The following is a 20,124-nucleotide window of genomic DNA, read 5'->3' on the forward strand; positions in this document are numbered from 1 at the left end:
GACTAGGCTTTTCATAAAGCTCTGTCACACGCAACTGTGATTCTGACTCTTCCCAAATCCCAGTCACACAACCGGCTTTATGAATAGCCTAGTCTTGAGTATGCGCGAGCCCATCTCCATATGGAAGGAATGGCGGAGGATCAGTTTTTAGCGGTATTTGGTATGTATGTACTTAAGCCGAAAATTTTTGACTATCTTGAAGACCACATCAACCACAATATCCGTCAAAAAGGTGAATTTCAGCTCACATCCTGTCTTGATAAATTGCGACAAGAAGAGGGCATAACCGGTTATCTAGTTAAAGGCAAGTATTTTGATACCGGAATGCCCCAGTTTTATCGACAGACCATAATTGATTTTCCCAATTAAACTCAGGTGAATTGATTTGATTAATCCTGTTTTTCTAATCCTGTTTCTCGAAACTAAGGGAAGCAGAATTCATACAGTAGCGTAAGCCTGTTGGTGGTGGTCCATCGCTAAACACGTGACCTAGGTGAGCGTCACAGACAGAGCACAAAACTTCTGTCCTGCGCATAAATAGGCTGTTATCCGGTTCCTCCTTCACATTCTCTTCTTTGATAGGTGCGTAAAAACTAGGCCAACCTGTCCCAGAATCATATTTGGTATCGGAGTTAAATAGCTCTGTGCCGCAACAGATACATTTGTAGATACCCTTCTCCTTATTGTTCCAGTATTCTCCAGTGAAGGCTCTTTCCGTTCCCTTCTGTCTGGTGACTTTATACTGTTCCGGTGTTAGCTGCTCTTTCCACTGTGCTTCAGTCTTTTGGACTTTACTAACCATGGCTGAATCCTTGTAATAGTTTTTTGTTGATACGTGGGAGGTGAGAGATCACCAATAGGGTGATCTGGTCTTTTGTAAAAAAAAGACACGTTTTGATACTTAACTTAACATTTTCTGGCACACAGGAGATGGGTATTTTAGGGCGTGTGGGAAGTTTGGGGCGTTTGGGGAGATGGCCAGGGTTTGATGACGGGTAATAATTCAAAGGTAATTATTAGCCCATGAGATGAATGGTGAGATAACCCTTCCGTTTCTGCCACAGTTAAAGGTCATAGTAAGTTGCGGTCAAAGGTATAACAGAAGTCAGAAGTCAGAAGTCAGAAGTCAGAAGTTAAACTCTTCCTAGACTTAGGTTTGAGACTTTTGTCATGTCCTAACTGCCCTGGCGACTGCTATATAACTTTCTTTTCCCCCAATCTCCCCAATCTCCCCATCTCCCCATCTCCCCATCTCCCCATCTCCCCATCTCCCCATCTCCCTATCTCCCCATTCAACCAATCTACTATCTTTGAATCCAACTCGTATCAATCTTCCTGGGGATAGTCATCCCACAGTTTGGTTACTTGTCGTATGCTCTGGTAATTACCATTGCCAACAATCAAGTGATCCAATACCGGAATACATAAGAGTTGACCTACCTGTAATAACCGTTCCGTTAGAGTAATATCTTGAAAACTTGGGTCAACACTGCCAGTGGGATGATTGTGAGCTACAATTACCTGTGTTGCTCCCTGACGCAGCACTTCTCGGAAAATATCCCGGGGATTAGCAATGGTTTCTGTTGCGGTACCAACAGTAATAATCTGAGTACCTAACAAATGATTCTTAACATCCAGTAGCAACACAGCAAATCGTTCATGATTTTGCCACATTAAGTCATGACTCAAAGATGCTGCTGCTGAGGCTGGACTATCAATGATTACACCTTCTGTTGGTCGAGACAGAAATGCCCGTTTTCCCAGCTCCACTGCTGCTAAAATCGTTGTGGCTTTCGCTAGTCCAACACCATGAATTTGGGTCAATTCTTGAGCTTTAATATTCCGCAACACAGCCATTGGGTCTCGTTGGTCTTTGGCAAGTTCCTGTAAAATCAACTGTCCCAAACCCATGGCAGAAAGCTTTCCTTTGCCTTGACCTGTACCTAAAAGAATTGCTAGCAGTTCCGCTGTCGCCAGATTTTTAGCTCCTAGAGCAACTAATCGCTCACGAGGACGTTCACTGATGGGAATATCAGCAATTCTCAGACAATATGTCATAGATGTACACTGACCAAGACTGAAGGGATTTATTTTTAGTTATCCCGTTTTGAGCTAAGAAAGCTAGATTCGATTGGCAATATCCCGATTATCCCAATAATCGAGATGGGGAGATGGGCGATGGGAGGATGGGGAGATGGGGAGATGGGGAGATGGGGAGTTGGGGAGATGGGGAGATTTTTATTAAGGGTTCTCATATTAATAAGGTAAACAAGATTTTTTCGCTGTTCCCGATTCCCGATTCCCGATTCCCGATTCCCGATTCCCAATTCCCGATTCCCGATTCCCTTGGATAATTCACAAAATCTCAATGTCGTAGTCATTGGTGGTGGAGCCGCTGGTTTTTTTGGGGCAATTACCTGTGCAACTACTCATCCCCATACCAATGTCACTCTGCTAGAAGCCTCACGCCATCCATTATCGAAAGTGCGCATATCTGGTGGTGGACGCTGTAATGTTACTCATTCTTGTTTTGATCCAGCCCAATTGGTACAAGCTTACCCGAGGGGAAGCAAAGCATTGCGAGGGGCTTACACCCGCTTTCAACCGAAGGATACCATTGCTTGGTTTGGGGCTCACGGTGTTGAGCTGAAAACTGAGGCGGATGGCAGGATGTTTCCCATTACTGATAGTTCGGAAACTATTGTTGATTGTCTCTTACAAGTAGCTAAGAGGGCAGGGGTGAAGCTTCGCACCAGTAATCCGGTTAAGTGGATCTCTCGGCAATCTTCCCAACACCCGACTCCTGACACCCCACACCAGACCCCAGGAGGATTTGAAATTGGCTTGAGGAATGGAGAGACCATCAGATGCGATCGCGTTTTGGTTGCTACTGGTAGCAATCCCCTAGGCTACCGTTGGGCAAAAGCCTTAGGTCATACCATCGAAACACCTGTTCCCTCTCTATTCACCTTTAATATCCCAGACTCCCGTTTACAGGATTTAGCTGGGGTAAGTGTTAAACAGGTCTGCCTCAAATTACCCGATGCTGGTAAAACGTTGAAGGAACAAACGGGACCATTGCTAATTACCCACTGGGGTTTAAGTGGTCCAGTGGTACTCAAGCTTTCTGCTTGGGGGGCGAGAGTGTTGCACGAACACCATTATCAAATGCCCTTGTTGGTGAATTGGCTTCCTGAGTATAATCCAGACCGATTGCGTAAATTACTCCTCGATGTTAAATCCCAGTTACCTCGACGCTTCATTACTACTAGTTGTCCCATTCCTATCCCAAAGCGCCTTTGGGTGAGTTTAGTGACTAGTGTGGGAGTGGGATCAGAAAACCGTTGGGCTGAGTTATCGAAAAAAACCGTACATCAGTTAGTTCAAGAACTGACTCAGGGACGCTATTTGATTCAAGGTAAAGGAGTTTTTAAGGAAGAGTTTGTTACTTGTGGTGGTGTTAGTCTCAAAGAGGTGAATTTCAAGACTATGGAAAGCCGCCAATGTCCAGGTCTTTACTTTGCTGGGGAAATTCTCGATATTGATGGAATTACCGGGGGATTTAATTTTCAGAGTGCTTGGACAACGGGTTGGTTGGGAGGTCAAGGGATTGGTAATAGTTAGTAACGAAAAGTTTGTACAACAGTTAATTGATTTGCGGTATCAGCAAATCTAGAGAGCATACGCACAGCACCACTAATGTTTCGTAATGTGACAGCTAACCTTAATCAGCCTTCGGCCAAATTCTGAACTTCTCTCACGAAACAAACTTTTTCCGCGCTACGTGAGTCGTTTCAAAGATTTGTTCCAGACTCGACCAATCTTCCTGTTCAATCACCTCAATTATCTGGTCAAGGCGATCGCGATACCCTAAAAGCGTACGCATTATCGACTCCTGATTGTAACGAGCCATCATTACTCGCAGTTCTGGATTACCACCCCCAACACGACTAGTATCACGAAAACCAGAACTAGCTAACTGTTGGGCTAAGCTCAACACTACTGGGTCAGTCTCCTGCATACAAGCATCAATCAAACTCCCACTCACCATCACCGGTAGATGAGAAATCCATGCTACCGCTTGGTCATGGTTTTCCGGGCTTGTGATATAAACCAATGACTTAAGCGATCGCACAATTTCCTCCACCTTCTCAAGTGCTGGTGGTGGTGTTGTCTCAATCGGCGTCAGTACGTAAGGGTTTCCTACAAATAGATTCGACACCGCAGCTTCCACACCACTGTATTCCCTTCCTGACATCGGATGACCACCTACAAAATTTTCCCACAGGGGAGCAATTTCTCTAACCACTGGCATTTTGACCGAACCAATATCAGTGATTACGGTATCCTTGTTAAGATAGTTGACTAAATCCTTGACAGTAGAGGCGATCGCGGCTATCGGGGTGCAAATAAATACAACCTCTGCTGTGGCTAGGATACTTAAGTCAATACTCGCATCATCAACAATGCCGTGATCACGTGCGAATTGACAGGTTTTTGGTTGACGAGAGACTCCCAAGACCTGGTGACCTTGTGCTCTCAAGTCCAATCCTAGGGATCCACCCATCAATCCCAGTCCTACAATACCAATTTTCATTATCTCTGTTGCGGGATTCAGCCTATGCCATGATAAATATTAATTTTTGTTAGATTGTAATGAATGTCAGGGAAATTATCCAACAATATGCAGCAGGGGTAAGAGATTTTACAGCTGCTGATCTTACGGAACTTAACCTAAGCAGCGCTACTCTTAGTGGTGCCGACTTGAGTGAAGCTAACCTGAGGGTAACTAACTTAAGTGGTGCTAACTTGAGCGGCACAAACCTCAGCCGAGCAAACTTAAACGTTGCTAGACTCAGCGGTGCCAATCTCTCTAAAGCCAAGTTAACACAAGCACAGCTCAATGTAGCAAATTTGATTCGGGCTGATTTAAGAGGTGCCCAACTGATTCAGGCATCACTGATTCGTGCTGAGATGGTTCGTGGTTCCCTAAGTGGAGCAAATCTAACCGCAGCAAACCTCTCTGGTGCTGATTTACGAGAAGCCACCCTCAGACAAGCTAATCTCAGCCGCGCTACCTTCAATGAAGCCAATTTAGCCGGGGCAACCCTTAGTCAAGCAAATTTGAAGGGAGCGCACTTAAACGGAACAAATCTGCACAAAGCCGATTTCAGCGGTAGTAATCTCAAAGGGGTTGAAATCAGACAAGGAAATCTCACCTGTGCCAATTTTAGGGGAGCCGATCTCAGTGGGGCAAATCTACGCTGGGCTGATTTAAGTGGAGCAAACCTCAGTTGGGCTGATCTCAGCAACGCTAAATTAAGTGGAGCTACCTTAGTTGGGGCTGATTTGAGCAATGCCAATTTAGTTAATACCAGTTTAGTACACGCTGATCTTAGTAAGGCCAGGCTGATTAAAGCCAATTCGATTGGAGCAGATTTGACTGGTGCTACCCTCACTGGGGCAAAACTATATGCCGTTTCCCGGTTTGGTCTCAAAACCGAAGGATTGATCTGTGAATGGGTTGACTTGAGTCCTGATGGCGATCAAAGTCAAATTATCCGTCTGTCTTCCGAAGCTGCCAAAACCTTTTTCAACGAGACCCTCCCAACAGTAAAGATTATTGTTGATACACCGTTAGACCTCAAAGCGAATTTGGCTTTAGCCTCGATTTACAATCAGATAGCCAATGTTTCTGAAGTCTTCAATCAAGCCCCCAGCATTGAGGTAGGTGTCCGCAGAACAACCATTACCTTTACAAGCAACAACGCTGACTTATTCATTATCGCTTACTTGGCAATTGTCCCCTTCAAAGATGGAGGTCAAACTCATCGCAATATTGTGACCCTATTAAATAGCCTACCCTCACGCTCAATATACAGTTTAAATAATCAAGACAAACAGCAAATACAGAAATTACTTACAAATATTGGCCAAACTATTGAGCAGCTTAAACCAATTAAAACCGCTAAGTTAGCACCAGAAATAAAATCATCTGCTAACTTCTTTATTGCTCCGACTCAGACAATTATTACTAACTCTAGAGACTACTCATTAAGTATTTATTATAATCAAGATTTTGGGAAGTATCTGATGAATCAATCAAGCTGGAGCGAGCAATCTGAAGACACTACAACACCATCAAGACCAGTATCAACCCTGCCTCCAGTGAGCCAAATTGTTGAATTTATTAAAGCGTGGGATTATTTGACCGGTTGATGGTGTAGACAACAACGACATTTAAATTGAGATATTAATTGAGATAATATGGCAATTTTAACCAGATATCAATTACGGCTTTATATCATGTCAGGGTAATTACCCTTAATAAAAATCTCCCCATCTCCCCATCTCCCCATCTCCCCACCCTCTCCTTAATTATGGATATTCAACCAGACTTGATATTAGGAATGCCTAGGAGTGCGTTCGCGAAGCGGAGGCCGAAGGCCACGCTACGCGAACGGCTTTGCCGAATCGCTTAACTTCAACTCAAGTTAATTCAAGTTAATTAGACATTTCCTTTCTCCAAATTCTAATCTGCTGATCCCAACCACCACTAACTAGGGTTTGACTATCCTGGCTCAAAGCAACAGCCACAACATAGCCCGAATGACCATTTAAGGTGCTTTTCAACTGAGCGCTCCTCATATCCCACAACTTAATGGTCTTATCCCAACTACCGCTAATCAAGGTACTTCCATCTCTAGTAATCGTTACTGACCACACCCCATCTGTGTGACCCGTCAACGTTCTAGTCAGTTTACCAGTGTTAAGATTCCACAAGCGAATCGTGCCGTCTCCTCCACCACTGGCTAAGGTCTTCCCATCCAGACTAATCGCTACAGACGATACCGATCGAGAATGTCCCTTGAAGATACGCACTAACTTACCTGTAGCTAGATTCCACAGCCGAATAGTGGTATCTTGAGAACCACTGACTAAGGTTTTGCCATCAGGAGAGATTTCAACAGAATTCACCGAACCTAAATGTCCGGTAAGGGTATGCAACAGTTGACCCTTAGCCACCTGCCAAATCTTAATAGTATTGTCCCAGCTGCCACTAACTAAAGTTTTGCTATCGCCACTGAAAGCTAAAGTCGCCACTGTATCTTGATGTCCAGTCAGGGTAACTAACGGTTTACCAGTGTTAAGATTCCAGGTCTTGATCATACGGTCATCACCGCCACTGACTAAAGTTTGACCATCCGGACTAATCACCACAGCATTCACTGCGCCACCGTGCCCTCGCCAGGTACGAATTAATTGACCAGTTGACAGATTCCACAGGGAGATAGTGCCATCACTATGACCACTAGCGGCCATCAATCCCTTTACTGATCTCCCTTGAGCAACGGTGCCAATCGCCACAGAACTAACTGAGCCAGTCCCTACCTGGAGAGTATTGGCCAACTTGTAGAAAACTGTTCCGGTCTTGGCAGACGCAGCTGTAGGAGAGACACCGACTTGAGGAGTCTGTACAGGAGTTGGCAGTTTCAGCTGAGAGCGCCAGGTTAAATAGGTGTCAATGCTAATCCCAGATGCCACAATTGTGTCAGAATCACCCACTAACCTGACCATACCATTAATGCCAATTACCCCCCCCTGATTATCTAATACCGGTCCACCACTCATCCCAATTCTCACCAAATTGGTATAACTCAGAGCATATCCCCTAGGAAGTTTAGAAGCAGCATCGGTGAGCAGTCCTTCAGTATTAATAAACCGCCGTTGTTGAGAAGCACCTCCAGAACGGGGCCATCCAGCCACATAAACCCTTTGACCTGTACTGATTTGCTGGGAATTCCCTAACCTAGCCACTGGGTAGTTAAAGGTGCTAATGAAAGGTAAGATCGCTAAATCTACCCCTGGCATCCGTCTGATGTAGCGGGAGTCTACAGGATAACGATTGCCATCAGGGGTTTGAATCCTGTAGATGCCAGCTTTTTGTAGCACATGAGCATTAGTCAGGATATAGTATGTATTTCCTTGGCGTTCAACAATTATCCCACTCCCACCCTGTTTTGGACCATCAATCCGGACAGTAATCTGTTGCGCAATACTTTTCGCAGCTGGTGTTGATATCACCACTGTGGGAATTGCTGCAATGATGGCGATGCTACCAATTAAAAACCCTGGAACTGTTTTAGATAAGATGTTCATCAAGCTTGACCGGAATCAATGGCGACGTTTCCTGTAGTTTTCCCTGTCTTGATGCACCCTATTATCTTTGAGTATTATCTTTGAGTCAGTTTCCAAAATGCTTTAGCAAATCGTTTTCCAACAATCAAATAACTTTCGGTTGTCAAGTGGACATGGTCTTGCAAAGCCAAGTCATCTGTAGTAATCATCCCAGTAGCTGGTAACTGGACTGTTTCCTGTTGCGCTTTCACGGTTTCCCAGTTCGGGAGCTTTTCTGGATCAGTAGTGGTGCTAATTTGAGCAAAAACTACTGGTAACTCAGGTTTCCCTAAGTCTTGACGGAAATCCTTTACTAACCTAACAAATTTATCAGCCCACTGATTTGGGAAAAACGTTATATCTGAGTCTTGAGAAGGCTTTTGAGCATCTTTTTCCCCTTGAAAGAAAAGTATACCGGTGATTTCTCCCATCACAGAAGCAGCACCTACTCGCTTTAAGCAAGAGCCATAAAGGGTATCCTCACTCAGGCTTCTTTGCCACTGTTGAATGGCACTGCCAGACTTGGCACAAGGAATCAAACCGATGATTAGCTCAGGATTGTATTTCAATAATTCAGTAGCAAACGCCATCCCCGGACCTACCCCAGCTGACTTATCTTCCGAAACTTTATCAACTTGTTTGGTTTGTGAATCAATAGGTTCGGTGGCTAGATGCCAGCGGTAATCGTTTCCAAACACAAAAACGTTGGGGTGAGTAACGGAACTAGCAGGTGTTAGCTTACCTGTTCCGGACATATTCGACTGTCCTGCCAAAATAAATAGGGACATCTTGCCTTCAAAATCTGGTGGAATCACATTGATTTCCCGAGACTCAGATTTATGCTTAACTAAGAAGCGACTAATAATACCGTAGCGTTTGATAAACTTACCGACTGGATAATACTTCTGGAGAAGAATACCAAGAAAAAGACCGATAGCTAGAAAGGAAATAACTGTCCAGGTTTCCATTAATTAATTGATACCATAATCCTCGACTAGTAAATTCCAAAGATGATGTCACTGATCAGTAAGTTTCCAAAATGCTTTAGCAAATCTTTTTCCAACAATCAAATAACTTTCCGTTGTCAAGTGGACATGGTCTTGCAAAACCAAGTCATCTGTGGTAATCATCCCAGTAGCTGGTAACTGGACTGTTTCCTGTTGCGCTTTCACGGTTTCCCAGTTCGGGAGCTTTTCTGGATCAGTAGTGGTGCCAATTTGAGCAAAAACTACTGGTAACTCAGGTTTCCCTAAGTCTTGACGGAAATCGTTGACTAACTTAACAAATTTATCAGCCCACTGATTAGGGAACAATCTTCGACTTGGGTAGGCTTGAGGATTAAGGGCATCACTTTCTCCCTGAAAGAATAGTAAACCTTTAATTTCTCCCATTAGTGAAGCTGCATAGGCTCGCTTTAAGCAAGAGCCATACAAGGTATCCTCACTTAGATGTCTTTGCCACTGTTGAATACTAGAGTCCCATTTAGCACAGGGAATTAAACCAACAATCAGTTCAGGATGGTATTTGAGCAATTCAGTAGCAAACGCCATCCCTGGACTGACTCCAGCTGACTTATCTTCTGAGACGTGATCAACTTGTCCACTTGGTGAATCAATCGGTTCTTTGGCTAGATGCCAGCGGTAATCGTTTCCAAAAACAAAAACTCTGGGGTGAGTAACAGAACTAGCAGGTGTCAGCTTACCACTTCCTGACATATTCGACTGTCCTGCCAAAATAAATAAGGACATCTTCCCTTGAACATTTGCAGGAATTGGGTTGCTTTGATTATCCTTAATGGTGGAAGTGCTGAGGATACCGTAGCGTCTGAACAACTGGTCTACTTGAGCAGACTTTTGTAGTATAATACCTAAAAAAGCACCGATAACTATACCGATAACTAGATATAAAATTATTGACCAAGCTTTCATGATATAGCATGTTTATTTGAGATGTTCAACACTTAGGATTTTACGGTTATCGTAGTAATGAAGTCCACAGGATTTTTTCCCTATTGCCTATTGCCTATTGCCTATTGCCTATTGCCTATTGCCTCTTGCCTACTCCCTACTCCCTACTCCCTACTCCCTACTCCCTACTCCCTACTCCCTACTCCCTACTACCTAGGACGAAAGTACCTCACCCAATTCAGAACTTTTATAATTATCAATGACTTGTGAACTTTGCGGAAGAGATGTAGAGCGATTGACAGTTCATCACTTGATTCCTAGACAAAACACTAAGCGAAAAAAGATGAAACATGGTCCAACGATTACTATTTGTCCTGCTTGTCACCGACAAATACATGCGTTATTCCCAAATACTCGTTTAGCTCTGGAATTGAATACCTGTGAAGCTTTGAAAAATGACCCTCAGATGCAGAAGTTTTTAGCCTGGGTCAGAAAGCAAAAGCCTGATAAGCGGGTGAGGGTTCATCGTTCTTAAGCGTTCGCGTAGCGTGACCATTCGCGTAGCGTGGCCGTTCGCGTAGCGTGGCCAAAAGGCCAAAAGGCCAAGGTCAATCGCATAAGCGCGTTTGTATCTGGATTGTAAATACATGTATTCCATAAAAAAGCAAGAGGCAAAAGGCAAGAGGCAAGAGGAACCCCCCTAACCCCTCCCAGGAGGGGAAAGATATACGGAGTTTTATTGGATAAAAAAATACCTCTTAGGTTTAGATCTAAGCTAAAAATGCTATACCTGTCCTTTTCGTGAAAAGGATCTGTCAATGTGATTTAAACCTCGCTGGTTCATGGTTTCAAGCTGCTTGTCACCCCGTGAAAGTCCTGGCTCAAATAACTTTAAAATCCGAGATAGTCTCAATCCAGACCCTTGCGCCACAATGTAGCGGATTATCAGGGCGATACATCACCCGACAGGGGCCATTGACTTCTACCGTATGACCGTAAATGTTTTTAGAGCCTCGTTTTACCGTAATCACTGGATTGCGTTCCCCGGTGTTGTGATTTTGGCGAATGACTTTCTGATTAACGTGGATTACAGCCTTCGTGTAATTTGTACGCTTTGACCAATTCCGCTTTGGTCCACGAGTGCCAGGCGTGACCACTGGCATGCCATCAAACAGAGGAATCACCCAAGTTCTACCGACCTTATATGCCCCTTTGACTCTGCCCTTGCCCAGAAGGTAACGGACGCGAGTGGCGGAAACACCTAGTAATTCAGCGGCTTGTGCGGTAGAAATCATCATGAGGCAAAAACCATTGCTTTAACGATACTATTATTATAACCAGATTTTGGACAAAATGCCAGGGGCTAGAAAAAACTATTGCATTGTCGCAATATCACGGAGTAGTAGCAGTGGGTGTAGTAGGTCAAGTTAGCTAAATAGGTGGTATTGGCGCTTAAAAACTATTGCATTGTTGCCATCTTAAGGAGTATCGGGGGTCGGATAGGTGGAGTGGTGGTAATAGGATTAGTAAAGGAAATAGTGGTAATGGGTTTAGTGGGTGCTATAAAACTATTGCATTGTCGCCACGAAGTAGTAGCAGTGGGTGTAGTGGGTTAAGCGAGTTTAATCGGTGGTGTAGGTGCTGTAAAACTATTGCATTGTCACAATTTAAATGAGGATCGGGCGCGGGGAGATGGGGTAAATGGGGAGACGAAATTGATGTGTAGCCATAATTTACAGAATTGGTATAACTACAAATCAGATTTGAAACTACCCCCTGCTTCAGTCATTAATCGTAGGGTGGGCAGTGCCTACCAAAGCCCTTTGCAAGCTTCATTATCTGTCTGGTGCACTGCCCACCCTACATGAACCAAGCTTATTGAGAATGGTGCAAGATTTGAGTATCACTACAAATCAAATTTGAGATTATACCCTGCTTCAGGAGCAATAAAAAAGTACCCTCAAGGGTGCTGTTTCCTGAAAATACTTAGCCTAGGATAGATTTATTGACCGTTGACCGTTGACCGTATATCATTCAAATTGGCATAGATATCTTCAACAACCTTTACATCATTTAACTTAAACAAGAGAGACATGAGCAAAACCAATATTTATCAGCAAATTTGGGAAAGTGACGAAAACCAATTCTCGGTTAGCACTCGCACTAGCTCCGGAGAATGGGAAGACGAAACTGCTGACATTCTATTAGATGAGCAGGTCAAAGCTAGCGGTCAACGGGAAATCGACTTAGCCACCCGACCCTTATTCCATAAAGTCAATGAAGACAAATTGTGTGATGAAACCCGCACCTATGTCAGTTTCATTAAACTTTTAGATAACTACGCTATTCGTTCTCTTGACCCAGAATTTACTCTCGAAGAAGAAGAACATGAGCAGTTAGATTTTCTTTCTTTGATTCTCTCTACCAAACCGATCCAGCTTGCCCGAAACTATATTAACGAAGAGTTAGGTGAGACTCTTTCGGAGCAGCAATTTAGACTCAAGCTACAGCGAATCTGGTTTGAACTCTACACCAATTACTACAAGGGCAAATCAACTCACTTCGCTTCTGGCTTTGAGCATGTATTTGTTGGGGAAGGAAAATACAATATCCGCTCTGGAGATAAACGAGAAACCCTTGGCACCATTTCTGGTTATCACTCATGGGTAAAATTCTACCTTGATGAAAAAAATCAGCGAGTCAATTTTCTCGGCTACAAGTATGATTTACGAGGTAATGAAGGACCGAATAATCCCAACGTGGTCACGTTACAAATGACCCAAAACGTGACTGATATGCAAGGCAATGTGATTGCTCAATTATTCAAGAAGAAAGGGGGATTTTTTGTTGGACCAAGCCCTGAATGTGAAATCGCGCTCGCAACCGTTGCCTATTATGAAAGTGTCTATGGCAAAATTCGTGACAAGGGTCGAATTACTATCAATGATGCCACTTACGATTTAGTCCTCTACCGCAGTACCAATCCCAATGGTAGCCGTGGCGAGTTTATTCGTTCCTTCTTTCCCATCTTCCTGAGCAAGGATGGCACAAAAGAACCGGAGGATGGTACAAAAGTTGTGCCAGTAGATGATATCATTAAGAATGATGGTCCTGTGATAATCGTAGCGGCATTACCTAATCCTGAAGGTTCCGATCAAGGGGGAAGGGAGTGGGTTGAGTTGAAGAATGTGACCAGTGAAGCCATTGACCTCACTGGCTGGGAGATGGCAGATAAACTAGGTCGTCCCCAACTCCTGAGTGGCATTCTCCAACCTAACGAAGTTAAGCGCTTCCCCATCACCCGTTTAACTCAATCAGACATGCACTTGAGCAATAAATCAGGATTGATCACATTACGCGATCGCTCCTCTAACCAGATAGCAACAGTGAAATACTCTCGTGCTCGTTCTGGTCACATCTTCCAATTTAATAGTGATCTCGAGTCAGGTTAATCACTTCCTATTCAGGTTAATCGTTAATTGTTAATTGTTAATTGTTAATTGTTAATTGTTAATTTTCAATTTCAATTATCGATTTTCAATTGACGATTAACCCAGAATGATAAGTATTCAACCAGACACGATGAACTACTTATTTACAGAGCCATCAGGCATAATTGCGCCCTTGAGGTTAATGCCCTGGCGCTGAGCCCTCCTGATGTCAAAGTTAGCGCCCTTGAGGTTAGCCCCGCCCAGGTTAGCACCATGCAAGCGAGCACCGTTTAGGTTAGCCCCCTCTAGGTTAGCTCCCCACAGGTTAGCCCCCCTGAGGTTAGCTCTCCACAGGTTAGCCCCCTCTAGGTCGGCACCACTGAGATTAGCCCCCTCCAGCTTAGCTTGCTTGAGGTTCTTATCCTGTAGGTTGATGTTTGGGAGATTGCAGCCTGGGCATTCTCCACTGGTTAGCAACTGTCTGGCTGGACTGGTGAGCCAGGCATAGGTTATAGCCGATGAAGAAGCAGCCACAAGGCTGAGGGTGGCAAGTTTTACTACTGCTTTTGTTGGTTGTATAGCCCGCAATAGTGTTTTTAGAGGAGTGACATCATTCACTACATCAATCTGCTTCAGGGCTTTTAGGGCAGTTGCGGCATCGGGATAGCGATGTTTGAGGTTAGGTGCAACCATTTTGTCTAGCCAATGAATAAACTGGGGATTTAGCTTGGGCAACAGTTGTTTGAAATTAATCCGATAATTCTCATCAACTAAGGTGTTGATTTCGCTAGATTTTGTCCCTGTCAGCAAGCAAATCAGGGTTATCCCTAAGCTATACAGATCAGATGCTTTGGTCAATTGCCGATTAAACATCTGCTCTGGTGGCATAAACCCTACACTACCTTTAACAACGCTACTGAGGGTCACATCCCCACCTGCTATCCGGGCAAAACCGAAGTCTACTAGATACACCTTCAAGTTACCCTGTCTATCAACCAAAATATTTTCTGGTTTAATATCTCGATGAATCACAGGAGGTTGCCGCCGTTGCAAGTAAACCAAGACTTCCAAAACAGCGATCGCAATTTGCTTAACTTCTTCTGGTGTCCAGTGGTAATCTTCGGCGAGGGAAGGTGCTGGTTTATATTCTTGGACTAAGCAAAATCCAGTGGGAGTGTCAAAAGAATCGATATAGCGAGGAATGCTAGGATGATTGAGCTGCTGCAGGAGTTTAATTTCTCGTTCATAAGTGTCGTATTCTGCCCAGCTAGTGCCTAATTGGGAAAACTGCAACTGCTTAATCACAACAGGTTGCTGAGTCTCCAGTTGTGTCGCCAGGTAGGTGACTCTACCCCCAGCGTGATTTTGTCCTAACTCTTGTTTAATTTCATAGCCCTGGGGGCTAAAGTCTAAATCCTTACTCATAGTGCTAATTTCAACTGTCCATGTTTAAGAAGCGAATATGATGACCACCGAAGAACACACATCTAATATCTATCCTGGCATATAGTTTTTATACCCAGTTGTTTTCTGTTGTAGCAAATGAGGACAAAATCGGGAGAGGGAAGAGGGGTGAAGAGTGGAAGCTTTGGGGTTGTCAACAATTTTCAGATCATCCCGCAACGGGAGCAACGTCCATCATTAAAATGGCTGATCACTGATATAGCAGAAGTCAGAAGTCAGAACTCAGAAGTCAGAACTCAGAACTCAGAACTCAGAACTCAGAAGTCAGAACTCAGAAGTCAGAACTCAGAAGTCAGAACTCAGAACTCAGAAGTCAGAACTCAGAACTCAGAAGTCAGAACTCAGAACTCAGAAGTCAGAAGTCAAACTCTTGCGCTTACTTAGGTTTGAGACTTTTGTCATGTCCGCGCCTGCCCTGGCGACTGCTATAGCTGATTTAATATAGCTGATTTAATATAGCTGATTTAATATAGCTGATTGCTTACATCCCATTTCCTACCGGGTGATGCTACAGCAAATCCAATTACTTCTGTAAACCACTAATTCCGGAAACACTGTTGGTTTCTTGAAAAAAACTAAATAGAAGTGATTCTGGTAGGAAAAAATTCTTTGAAAATTAATCCAAATCATGACCTATGGGGAAAGCTCCTGAACGGACGTTATCAAATCATTGAATCTCTAAGTGCTGGGGCATTTGGCAAAACCTATATCGCAGAGGATACCCGACAACAGGGCCATCCCCGCTATGTGATTAAGTATCTTCAGCCCAAAAGCGATGATCCTCAAAAATGGCAATTTCTTAAGCGTCTCTGGCTCAATGAAGCTCAAACCTTGATCAAACTGGGTAGCCATAACCAAATTCCTCGTCTACTTGATTATTTTGAAGATCACCACGGATTTTACTTAGTTCAAAAGTTAATTATCGGAGAAACTCTTAGTACTGAACTGCCGATCAGCCAAAACAGTAATAAACGCTTTAGCGAAAACCAGTGCATTGAACTATTACAAGATGTTTTAGGCATCCTAGAATTTATTCACCGTCAAGGGATAATTCATAGAGACCTCAAACCCAATAACCTAATCAGACGAGGGTCAGACCGTAGGCTAGTTTTGATTGACTTTGGTGCTGCTGAGCTGATTAATTCAAAGCCAATCGAACCCCATCTGACCGAGATCCCATCCTCTGATCGATCCAAGACAATTCGCCCCTTCGCCTACATACCCCCAGAGCAACTTGCTGGTCAATCCCTTCCTAACAGTGACATTTATTCCCTAGGAATGATTGCGATTCACGCCCTCACAGGGATGACCCCAATGCAATTGGCTGACCCTGAGACTGGTGAGATTGATTGGCGAAAACATGTATCGGTTAGCGATCAAATGGCGTTTGTACTCAACCATATGGTGTCTTACCACAGCCAAGACCGCTATCAGTCAGCAACTGATGCCTTAATCGTACTTAAGACACTGATGTGTAATCAAAGTCCTCAGTTAAAAGTATCTATTACTAAGTCTGACTCAGAACTGATAACGGAGCACTCACCACTCAGTATCAAGTTTAGTGACAATAACACTCTTGAATTAAACGTGCTGGATACTAAGTCTGACTCAGAACTGATAACGGAGCACTCACCACTCAGTATCAAGTTTAGTGACAATGACGCTTTTGAATTAAACGTGCTAGATACTCAGTCTGACTCAAGGGTTACCATTGAACACTCAGCACTGACTAGGGAGTCTAGCTCACAACAATTAAAACAGGCAACGCCTAAATCTGACTCAGGACTCAAAACTGAGCAGGAAACACTCAGGAATAAAGAGTCAGAACTTAGTAATAAAGAATCAGAACTTAGTAATAAAGAATCAGAACTTAGTAATAAAGAATCAGAACTTAGTAATAAAGAATCAGAACTTAGTAATAAAGAATCAGAACTTAGCAATAAACACTCAAAAATTAGTAATAAAGAATCAGTAATTATTACTGATGAGCCGCCATTAGATTGGAAAGTGTATGTCCGTGAATTCGCCCTGTATAGCTGGCCAAAATTGCCACCTTTACTGAAAGGAATCGGAGTGGGAGCAGCAAGCTCCAATGCTATAGCCATTTTAATCGGACTTTATGCTTTACTGAATGCTTCTGCGTCTCGTTCTGAATTTGATATTCTACAAAAGGCAATCAAACACTATCAAGCCGGTGATTTGGAGGAAGCGATCGCACTAGCAGAATCGATTCCTAGCGATAGCCTGATCTATGAACAATCCCTAAATACGGTTCAACAGTGGCAGCAACAATGGCAAAGTGCTGAAGCTCTGTTTAAGGCTACAGAGCAAGCCTTTTATCAAGAACGATGGTCAGATGTGCTTGAGGGATACCATAAAATGCCCTCAATTGGCTATTGGCAAAAGAAGATGGAGCCATTAGTCAACAAGGCAAAACCTCGCCTTGAAGCAGAAGCCCAAGGGTTATTAAAGCAAGCCTACAAACAAGCATTAGCCCAAGACTTTAGCAATGCGATCGCACTACTCGAACAAATCCATCCAGAAACCCGCACCGGTGCTAAAGTCCAAGCAAAGCTGAAGGAATATCAGCAAAAGCAACAGATTCGAGCAGAGTACTTGTTACAAGAAGCCTATGAACAAGGAGGACAGGGGAACTTTATTAAAGCGCTAGTGTATTTGTCTCAAATCCCTAAAGAAACCCCCACCTACCAGAAAGCGAGAATCAAGATAGCTGAGTATTCCCGTAAGCAGCATTTAAAGGAAGAAGTGGAACGACAAGCTGCTTTAGCCAGAGCAGTGTTAGAAAAACAAAGGCAATCAGGGGTTAACCAAAAACCGTTGCTCAACGTCAACGTTGAATCAAGCCGTTCCCCACTCAAGCATGGGTTACAGTGGCAAGAAGTCAACCATTAGGATATTATTGTTGACTACTGACTGTTGACTAATGAATTTTGACTACTGACTGGCTCATAGTTAGCTGACTGTTTAATGTTAACTAATAATCGTTAACTGAAAAAGTACTCAAAACTCCCGACACAACAGTGATTTAAAAAAAATTTGCGAAAGTACTTGCCAGACTTTGTACTTTATGATTATAATAAGTAGATGTGATGAGCAATTGTTTGGCAATCCTCAGTAGCTCAGCGGTAGAGCGGTCGGCTGTTAACCGATTGGTCGCAAGTTCGAATCTTGCCTGGGGAGTTTCATTAATAAGTTGAATTAACGCGCTGTTAGCGGAATTCCCCACTCGTCTTACGGTAGGGATGGATAGGGGCACTTATTTGAGTTTTTCTCTTTTAAATTTAGATCAATAATCCCTAATGGCGTGGGCGTACCTTATAATTGATAGCTCTGTTTTCCATAAGGCTGGCCTGTTTCAACTCATTATGCTCTTGATCGGAAAAAGCGATGCAGCCCTACTCCCTACCCCCTACTCCCTACTGCCATTAACCCAGAACGAAAGTACCTCACCCAATTGAGAACTGCTATATAATAGTAATAGGTCTCGAGATAGCTTGTGGAGCTGGGATTACCCGACCAATTAAGCTGCTTTGTTGATGACCGCAAGCTTTCAATTTATTAATACATTCATCAGCTTTTTCGGCTGGAATAGCTGCTAGAATTCCACCAGAGGTTTGAGGGTCAAATAACAACGGGTAGTTAGGTAAATGACTAACGTCTAATCTATTCTTGATGTAGATAGATAATTGTAAATTTTTAGGGTGAATAGAACTAGTTATTCCTGCTTCTACAGTTTCTATTGCTCCTGGTAAAATCGGAATTGCTGCTAACTCTAATTCCACGCCTACGTTTGAGGCTTTAACCATTTACCGGAGATGCCCTAACACTCCAAATCCAGTAATATTAGTACAAGCTGTTGCGCCACATTCACGAAAGACTTGGGCGGCGGTTTGATTGGATAGTAACATCGATTCCACTGCCTGTTCAATCCAGCGACCTTTGGCTTGGTAGCGCATATTAGCAGCAAAGAGAGTTCCCGTCCCAATGGCTTTAGTCAGAATCAGCACTTGACCAGGTTTCATCCCGCTTTTGCGCAGCAGTTGTTCAGGATGAACTAGACCGTTGCAGGATAGACCAAAGGTATCAGTAACTAGAATAAATCCCTGCTCATCTGTGGTTAATCCTGAGGCTTTAATCCAACTCGGAGCCGAAGCTTGAGTCACCCAAAAGACATGATGGCATTCTACAGGGTCATTTCCACAACAAATTAATGGAGTGCAATTCCCACAGTTATTTACTCTCTCCATCCAAACCCTTGCCATGTCGATACTAGCGATTGCTGGTGCTGGTATTGCTGGCATGGTGCTGTCTTTTCCAGCAGCCCATAATTTTCTCCTTCCCGGTGGATTGCTCAATCCCAATCCCAAGGCATTAACTATTGCGTCGGTACAAGGTTGGACAATACTGGTGCGTGCCTCGGATAGTCCTACTCTTTTGCCGAGCCATTCCCGCACCGATTTGGGCAATAGTAGCCCTGTTTGTCCTGTTTCCTGGAATTTTACCCGGTGCGATCGCACTGGGATTAAACAACCTTGGTATTCTAGGCAGATTAATGACAGAAACCAACGAAAACCTGGAAAAACCTCCTTTAGAAGCCTTGAAAGCCCAGGGAACTCCGGGAATGCTGCTATTTCTCTATGGGATACTCCCGATTAACTTGCCCCGTTTCCTAGCTTATATCCTCTATCGCTGGGAAGTCTGCATCCGGGAGACTGTCATGGTTGGTAAGTCGTAGCTGGAGGGTTAGGTCTGTTGCTGACCGAACAATTGAGCAGCTTTGACTATAGCAGTGTAGTGGTAACGCTGTTTTGTTTCGTGATTTTGACTTTTTTAGTCGATTGGGTCAGTGCTGCCGCTAGAGGCTCAAAAACTTAACTAGTAATCCTGAGATTGCTCACAAACTTGAGAAACCATGACTAGGACAAAGTATTTCGACACAACTATACCGAGATCAAAATCCTTGATCTCCCAAATCCTTCGCCGTACTTGAATTAACATGAATGCTTCCCCCACCTGCGTTCTCGTGGTGGGGGTGTCCGTCTTGATTACAAGGGTTTATCCCTCGCGACAGGCGGCATTCCCGCCGAACACCCAGGACTTTTGCTGGAGTGCTCCCCCAAGTC

Annotated in this window: 21 protein-coding genes and 1 tRNA gene; 11 read left to right on the top strand and 11 right to left on the bottom strand. The window is 43.8% G+C overall.

Features of this window, described 5'->3' with window-relative positions:
* Window positions 1–129: 129 nt before the first annotated feature.
* The gene (locus tag F6J94_RS12305) at window positions 130–369 is read left to right on the top strand and encodes a hypothetical protein (protein ID WP_293040276.1); all 240 of its coding nucleotides are present in this window, start codon (window positions 130–132) and stop codon (window positions 367–369) included.
* Between the two features lie 34 nt (window positions 370–403).
* Here F6J94_RS12305 and msrB read toward each other — a convergent pair whose 3' ends face one another.
* The gene (gene msrB, locus F6J94_RS12310; protein ID WP_293030700.1) at window positions 404–802 is read right to left on the bottom strand and encodes a peptide-methionine (R)-S-oxide reductase MsrB; all 399 of its coding nucleotides are present in this window, start codon (window positions 800–802) and stop codon (window positions 404–406) included.
* Between the two features lie 524 nt (window positions 803–1,326).
* Window positions 1,327–2,058, bottom strand: a complete 732-nt coding sequence (gene radC / locus F6J94_RS12315) for a DNA repair protein RadC (RefSeq protein WP_293040279.1) — start codon at window positions 2,056–2,058, stop codon at window positions 1,327–1,329.
* 113 nt (window positions 2,059–2,171) lie between these two features.
* Here radC and F6J94_RS12320 point away from each other — a divergent pair, with 113 nt between their 5' ends.
* Both F6J94_RS12320 and F6J94_RS12325 read left to right on the top strand, forming a co-directional pair.
* The gene (locus F6J94_RS12320) at window positions 2,172–2,354 is read left to right on the top strand and encodes a hypothetical protein (protein WP_293040283.1); all 183 of its coding nucleotides are present in this window, start codon (window positions 2,172–2,174) and stop codon (window positions 2,352–2,354) included.
* Window positions 2,347–3,624: an NAD(P)/FAD-dependent oxidoreductase gene (locus F6J94_RS12325; protein ID WP_293040286.1), complete on the top strand. Its 1,278-nt coding sequence runs from the start codon at window positions 2,347–2,349 to the stop codon at window positions 3,622–3,624. Before F6J94_RS12320 ends, F6J94_RS12325 begins: the two co-directional genes overlap by 8 nt.
* A gap of 133 nt (window positions 3,625–3,757) precedes the next feature.
* Here the strand turns inward: F6J94_RS12325 and F6J94_RS12330 are convergent, their stop codons facing one another.
* Window positions 3,758–4,597, bottom strand: a complete 840-nt coding sequence (locus F6J94_RS12330) for a prephenate/arogenate dehydrogenase (RefSeq protein WP_293040289.1) — start codon at window positions 4,595–4,597, stop codon at window positions 3,758–3,760.
* 59 nt (window positions 4,598–4,656) lie between these two features.
* Between F6J94_RS12330 and F6J94_RS12335 the strand changes: the two genes are divergently transcribed.
* A complete protein-coding gene (locus F6J94_RS12335) occupies window positions 4,657–6,219 on the top strand; it encodes a pentapeptide repeat-containing protein (RefSeq protein ID WP_293040292.1) in 1,563 nt (520 codons plus the stop codon).
* Window positions 6,220–6,504: 285 nt separating this feature from the next.
* Here the strand turns inward: F6J94_RS12335 and F6J94_RS12340 are convergent, their stop codons facing one another.
* From F6J94_RS12340 to F6J94_RS12350, 3 genes are all read right to left on the bottom strand, one after another.
* Window positions 6,505–8,160: a trypsin-like peptidase domain-containing protein gene (locus F6J94_RS12340; protein WP_293040295.1), complete on the bottom strand. Its 1,656-nt coding sequence runs from the start codon at window positions 8,158–8,160 to the stop codon at window positions 6,505–6,507.
* A gap of 74 nt (window positions 8,161–8,234) precedes the next feature.
* A complete protein-coding gene (locus F6J94_RS12345; RefSeq protein ID WP_293040298.1) occupies window positions 8,235–9,146 on the bottom strand; it encodes a sialate O-acetylesterase in 912 nt (303 codons plus the stop codon).
* A gap of 48 nt (window positions 9,147–9,194) precedes the next feature.
* Window positions 9,195–10,106 (bottom strand): sialate O-acetylesterase, encoded by a 912-nt coding sequence (locus F6J94_RS12350; RefSeq protein ID WP_293040301.1) that lies wholly within the window; start codon window positions 10,104–10,106, stop codon window positions 9,195–9,197.
* A gap of 111 nt (window positions 10,107–10,217) precedes the next feature.
* On the opposite strand from F6J94_RS12350, the gene F6J94_RS12355 reads away from it, so the two are divergent.
* Both F6J94_RS12355 and F6J94_RS12360 read left to right on the top strand, forming a co-directional pair.
* The gene (locus F6J94_RS12355) at window positions 10,218–10,355 is read left to right on the top strand and encodes a hypothetical protein (protein WP_293040304.1); all 138 of its coding nucleotides are present in this window, start codon (window positions 10,218–10,220) and stop codon (window positions 10,353–10,355) included.
* A complete protein-coding gene (locus F6J94_RS12360; RefSeq protein ID WP_293040307.1) occupies window positions 10,345–10,620 on the top strand; it encodes an HNH endonuclease in 276 nt (91 codons plus the stop codon). The genes F6J94_RS12355 and F6J94_RS12360 overlap by 11 nt, the downstream gene beginning before the upstream one ends.
* Here the strand turns inward: F6J94_RS12360 and F6J94_RS12365 are convergent.
* A complete protein-coding gene (locus tag F6J94_RS12365) occupies window positions 10,617–10,760 on the bottom strand; it encodes a hypothetical protein (RefSeq protein WP_293040310.1) in 144 nt (47 codons plus the stop codon). The genes F6J94_RS12360 and F6J94_RS12365 overlap by 4 nt on opposite strands.
* A 206-nt stretch (window positions 10,761–10,966) precedes the next feature.
* Window positions 10,967–11,383, bottom strand: coding sequence for a helix-turn-helix domain-containing protein (locus tag F6J94_RS12370; RefSeq protein WP_293021371.1), 417 nt, complete (start codon window positions 11,381–11,383; stop codon window positions 10,967–10,969).
* A gap of 795 nt (window positions 11,384–12,178) precedes the next feature.
* Here F6J94_RS12370 and F6J94_RS12375 point away from each other — a divergent pair.
* Window positions 12,179–13,537 carry a lamin tail domain-containing protein gene (locus F6J94_RS12375; protein ID WP_293040313.1) on the top strand — a complete coding sequence of 453 codons (1,359 nt, stop codon included), beginning with the start codon at window positions 12,179–12,181 and terminating at the stop codon, window positions 13,535–13,537.
* Window positions 13,538–13,672: 135 nt separating this feature from the next.
* Here the strand turns inward: F6J94_RS12375 and F6J94_RS12380 are convergent, their stop codons facing one another.
* Entirely contained in the window at window positions 13,673–14,941 is a 1,269-nt protein-coding gene (locus F6J94_RS12380) for a serine/threonine-protein kinase (RefSeq protein WP_293021365.1), read from the bottom strand.
* Window positions 14,942–15,058: 117 nt separating this feature from the next.
* Here F6J94_RS12380 and F6J94_RS12385 point away from each other — a divergent pair, with 117 nt between their 5' ends.
* The 3 genes from F6J94_RS12385 (at window position 15,059) to F6J94_RS12395 (ending at window position 18,181) form a co-directional block, all read left to right on the top strand.
* Window positions 15,059–15,364 (top strand): hypothetical protein, encoded by a 306-nt coding sequence (locus F6J94_RS12385; RefSeq protein WP_293040316.1) that lies wholly within the window; start codon window positions 15,059–15,061, stop codon window positions 15,362–15,364.
* A 225-nt stretch (window positions 15,365–15,589) separates the two neighbouring features.
* Window positions 15,590–17,893, top strand: a complete 2,304-nt coding sequence (locus F6J94_RS12390; RefSeq protein ID WP_293040319.1) for a protein kinase — start codon at window positions 15,590–15,592, stop codon at window positions 17,891–17,893.
* Between the two features lie 216 nt (window positions 17,894–18,109).
* A tRNA-Asn gene (locus tag F6J94_RS12395) sits at window positions 18,110–18,181 on the top strand.
* Window positions 18,182–18,465: 284 nt separating this feature from the next.
* Here F6J94_RS12395 and F6J94_RS34240 read toward each other — a convergent pair.
* Together F6J94_RS34240 and F6J94_RS34245 are read right to left on the bottom strand one after the other, a co-directional pair.
* The gene (locus tag F6J94_RS34240) at window positions 18,466–18,807 is read right to left on the bottom strand and encodes an AIR synthase-related protein (protein WP_364302074.1); all 342 of its coding nucleotides are present in this window, start codon (window positions 18,805–18,807) and stop codon (window positions 18,466–18,468) included.
* A complete protein-coding gene (locus tag F6J94_RS34245) occupies window positions 18,808–19,302 on the bottom strand; it encodes a hypothetical protein (protein ID WP_365939964.1) in 495 nt (164 codons plus the stop codon).
* A 77-nt stretch (window positions 19,303–19,379) separates the two neighbouring features.
* Here F6J94_RS34245 and F6J94_RS12405 point away from each other — a divergent pair, with 77 nt between their 5' ends.
* Window positions 19,380–19,736, top strand: coding sequence for an ABC transporter permease (locus F6J94_RS12405; RefSeq protein ID WP_293040322.1), 357 nt, complete (start codon window positions 19,380–19,382; stop codon window positions 19,734–19,736).
* The last annotated feature ends 388 nt before the right edge of the window (window positions 19,737–20,124 follow it).

The organism is Moorena sp. SIO1F2 (assembly GCF_010672755.1).
GTDB lineage: Bacteria > Cyanobacteriota > Cyanobacteriia > Cyanobacteriales > Coleofasciculaceae > Moorena.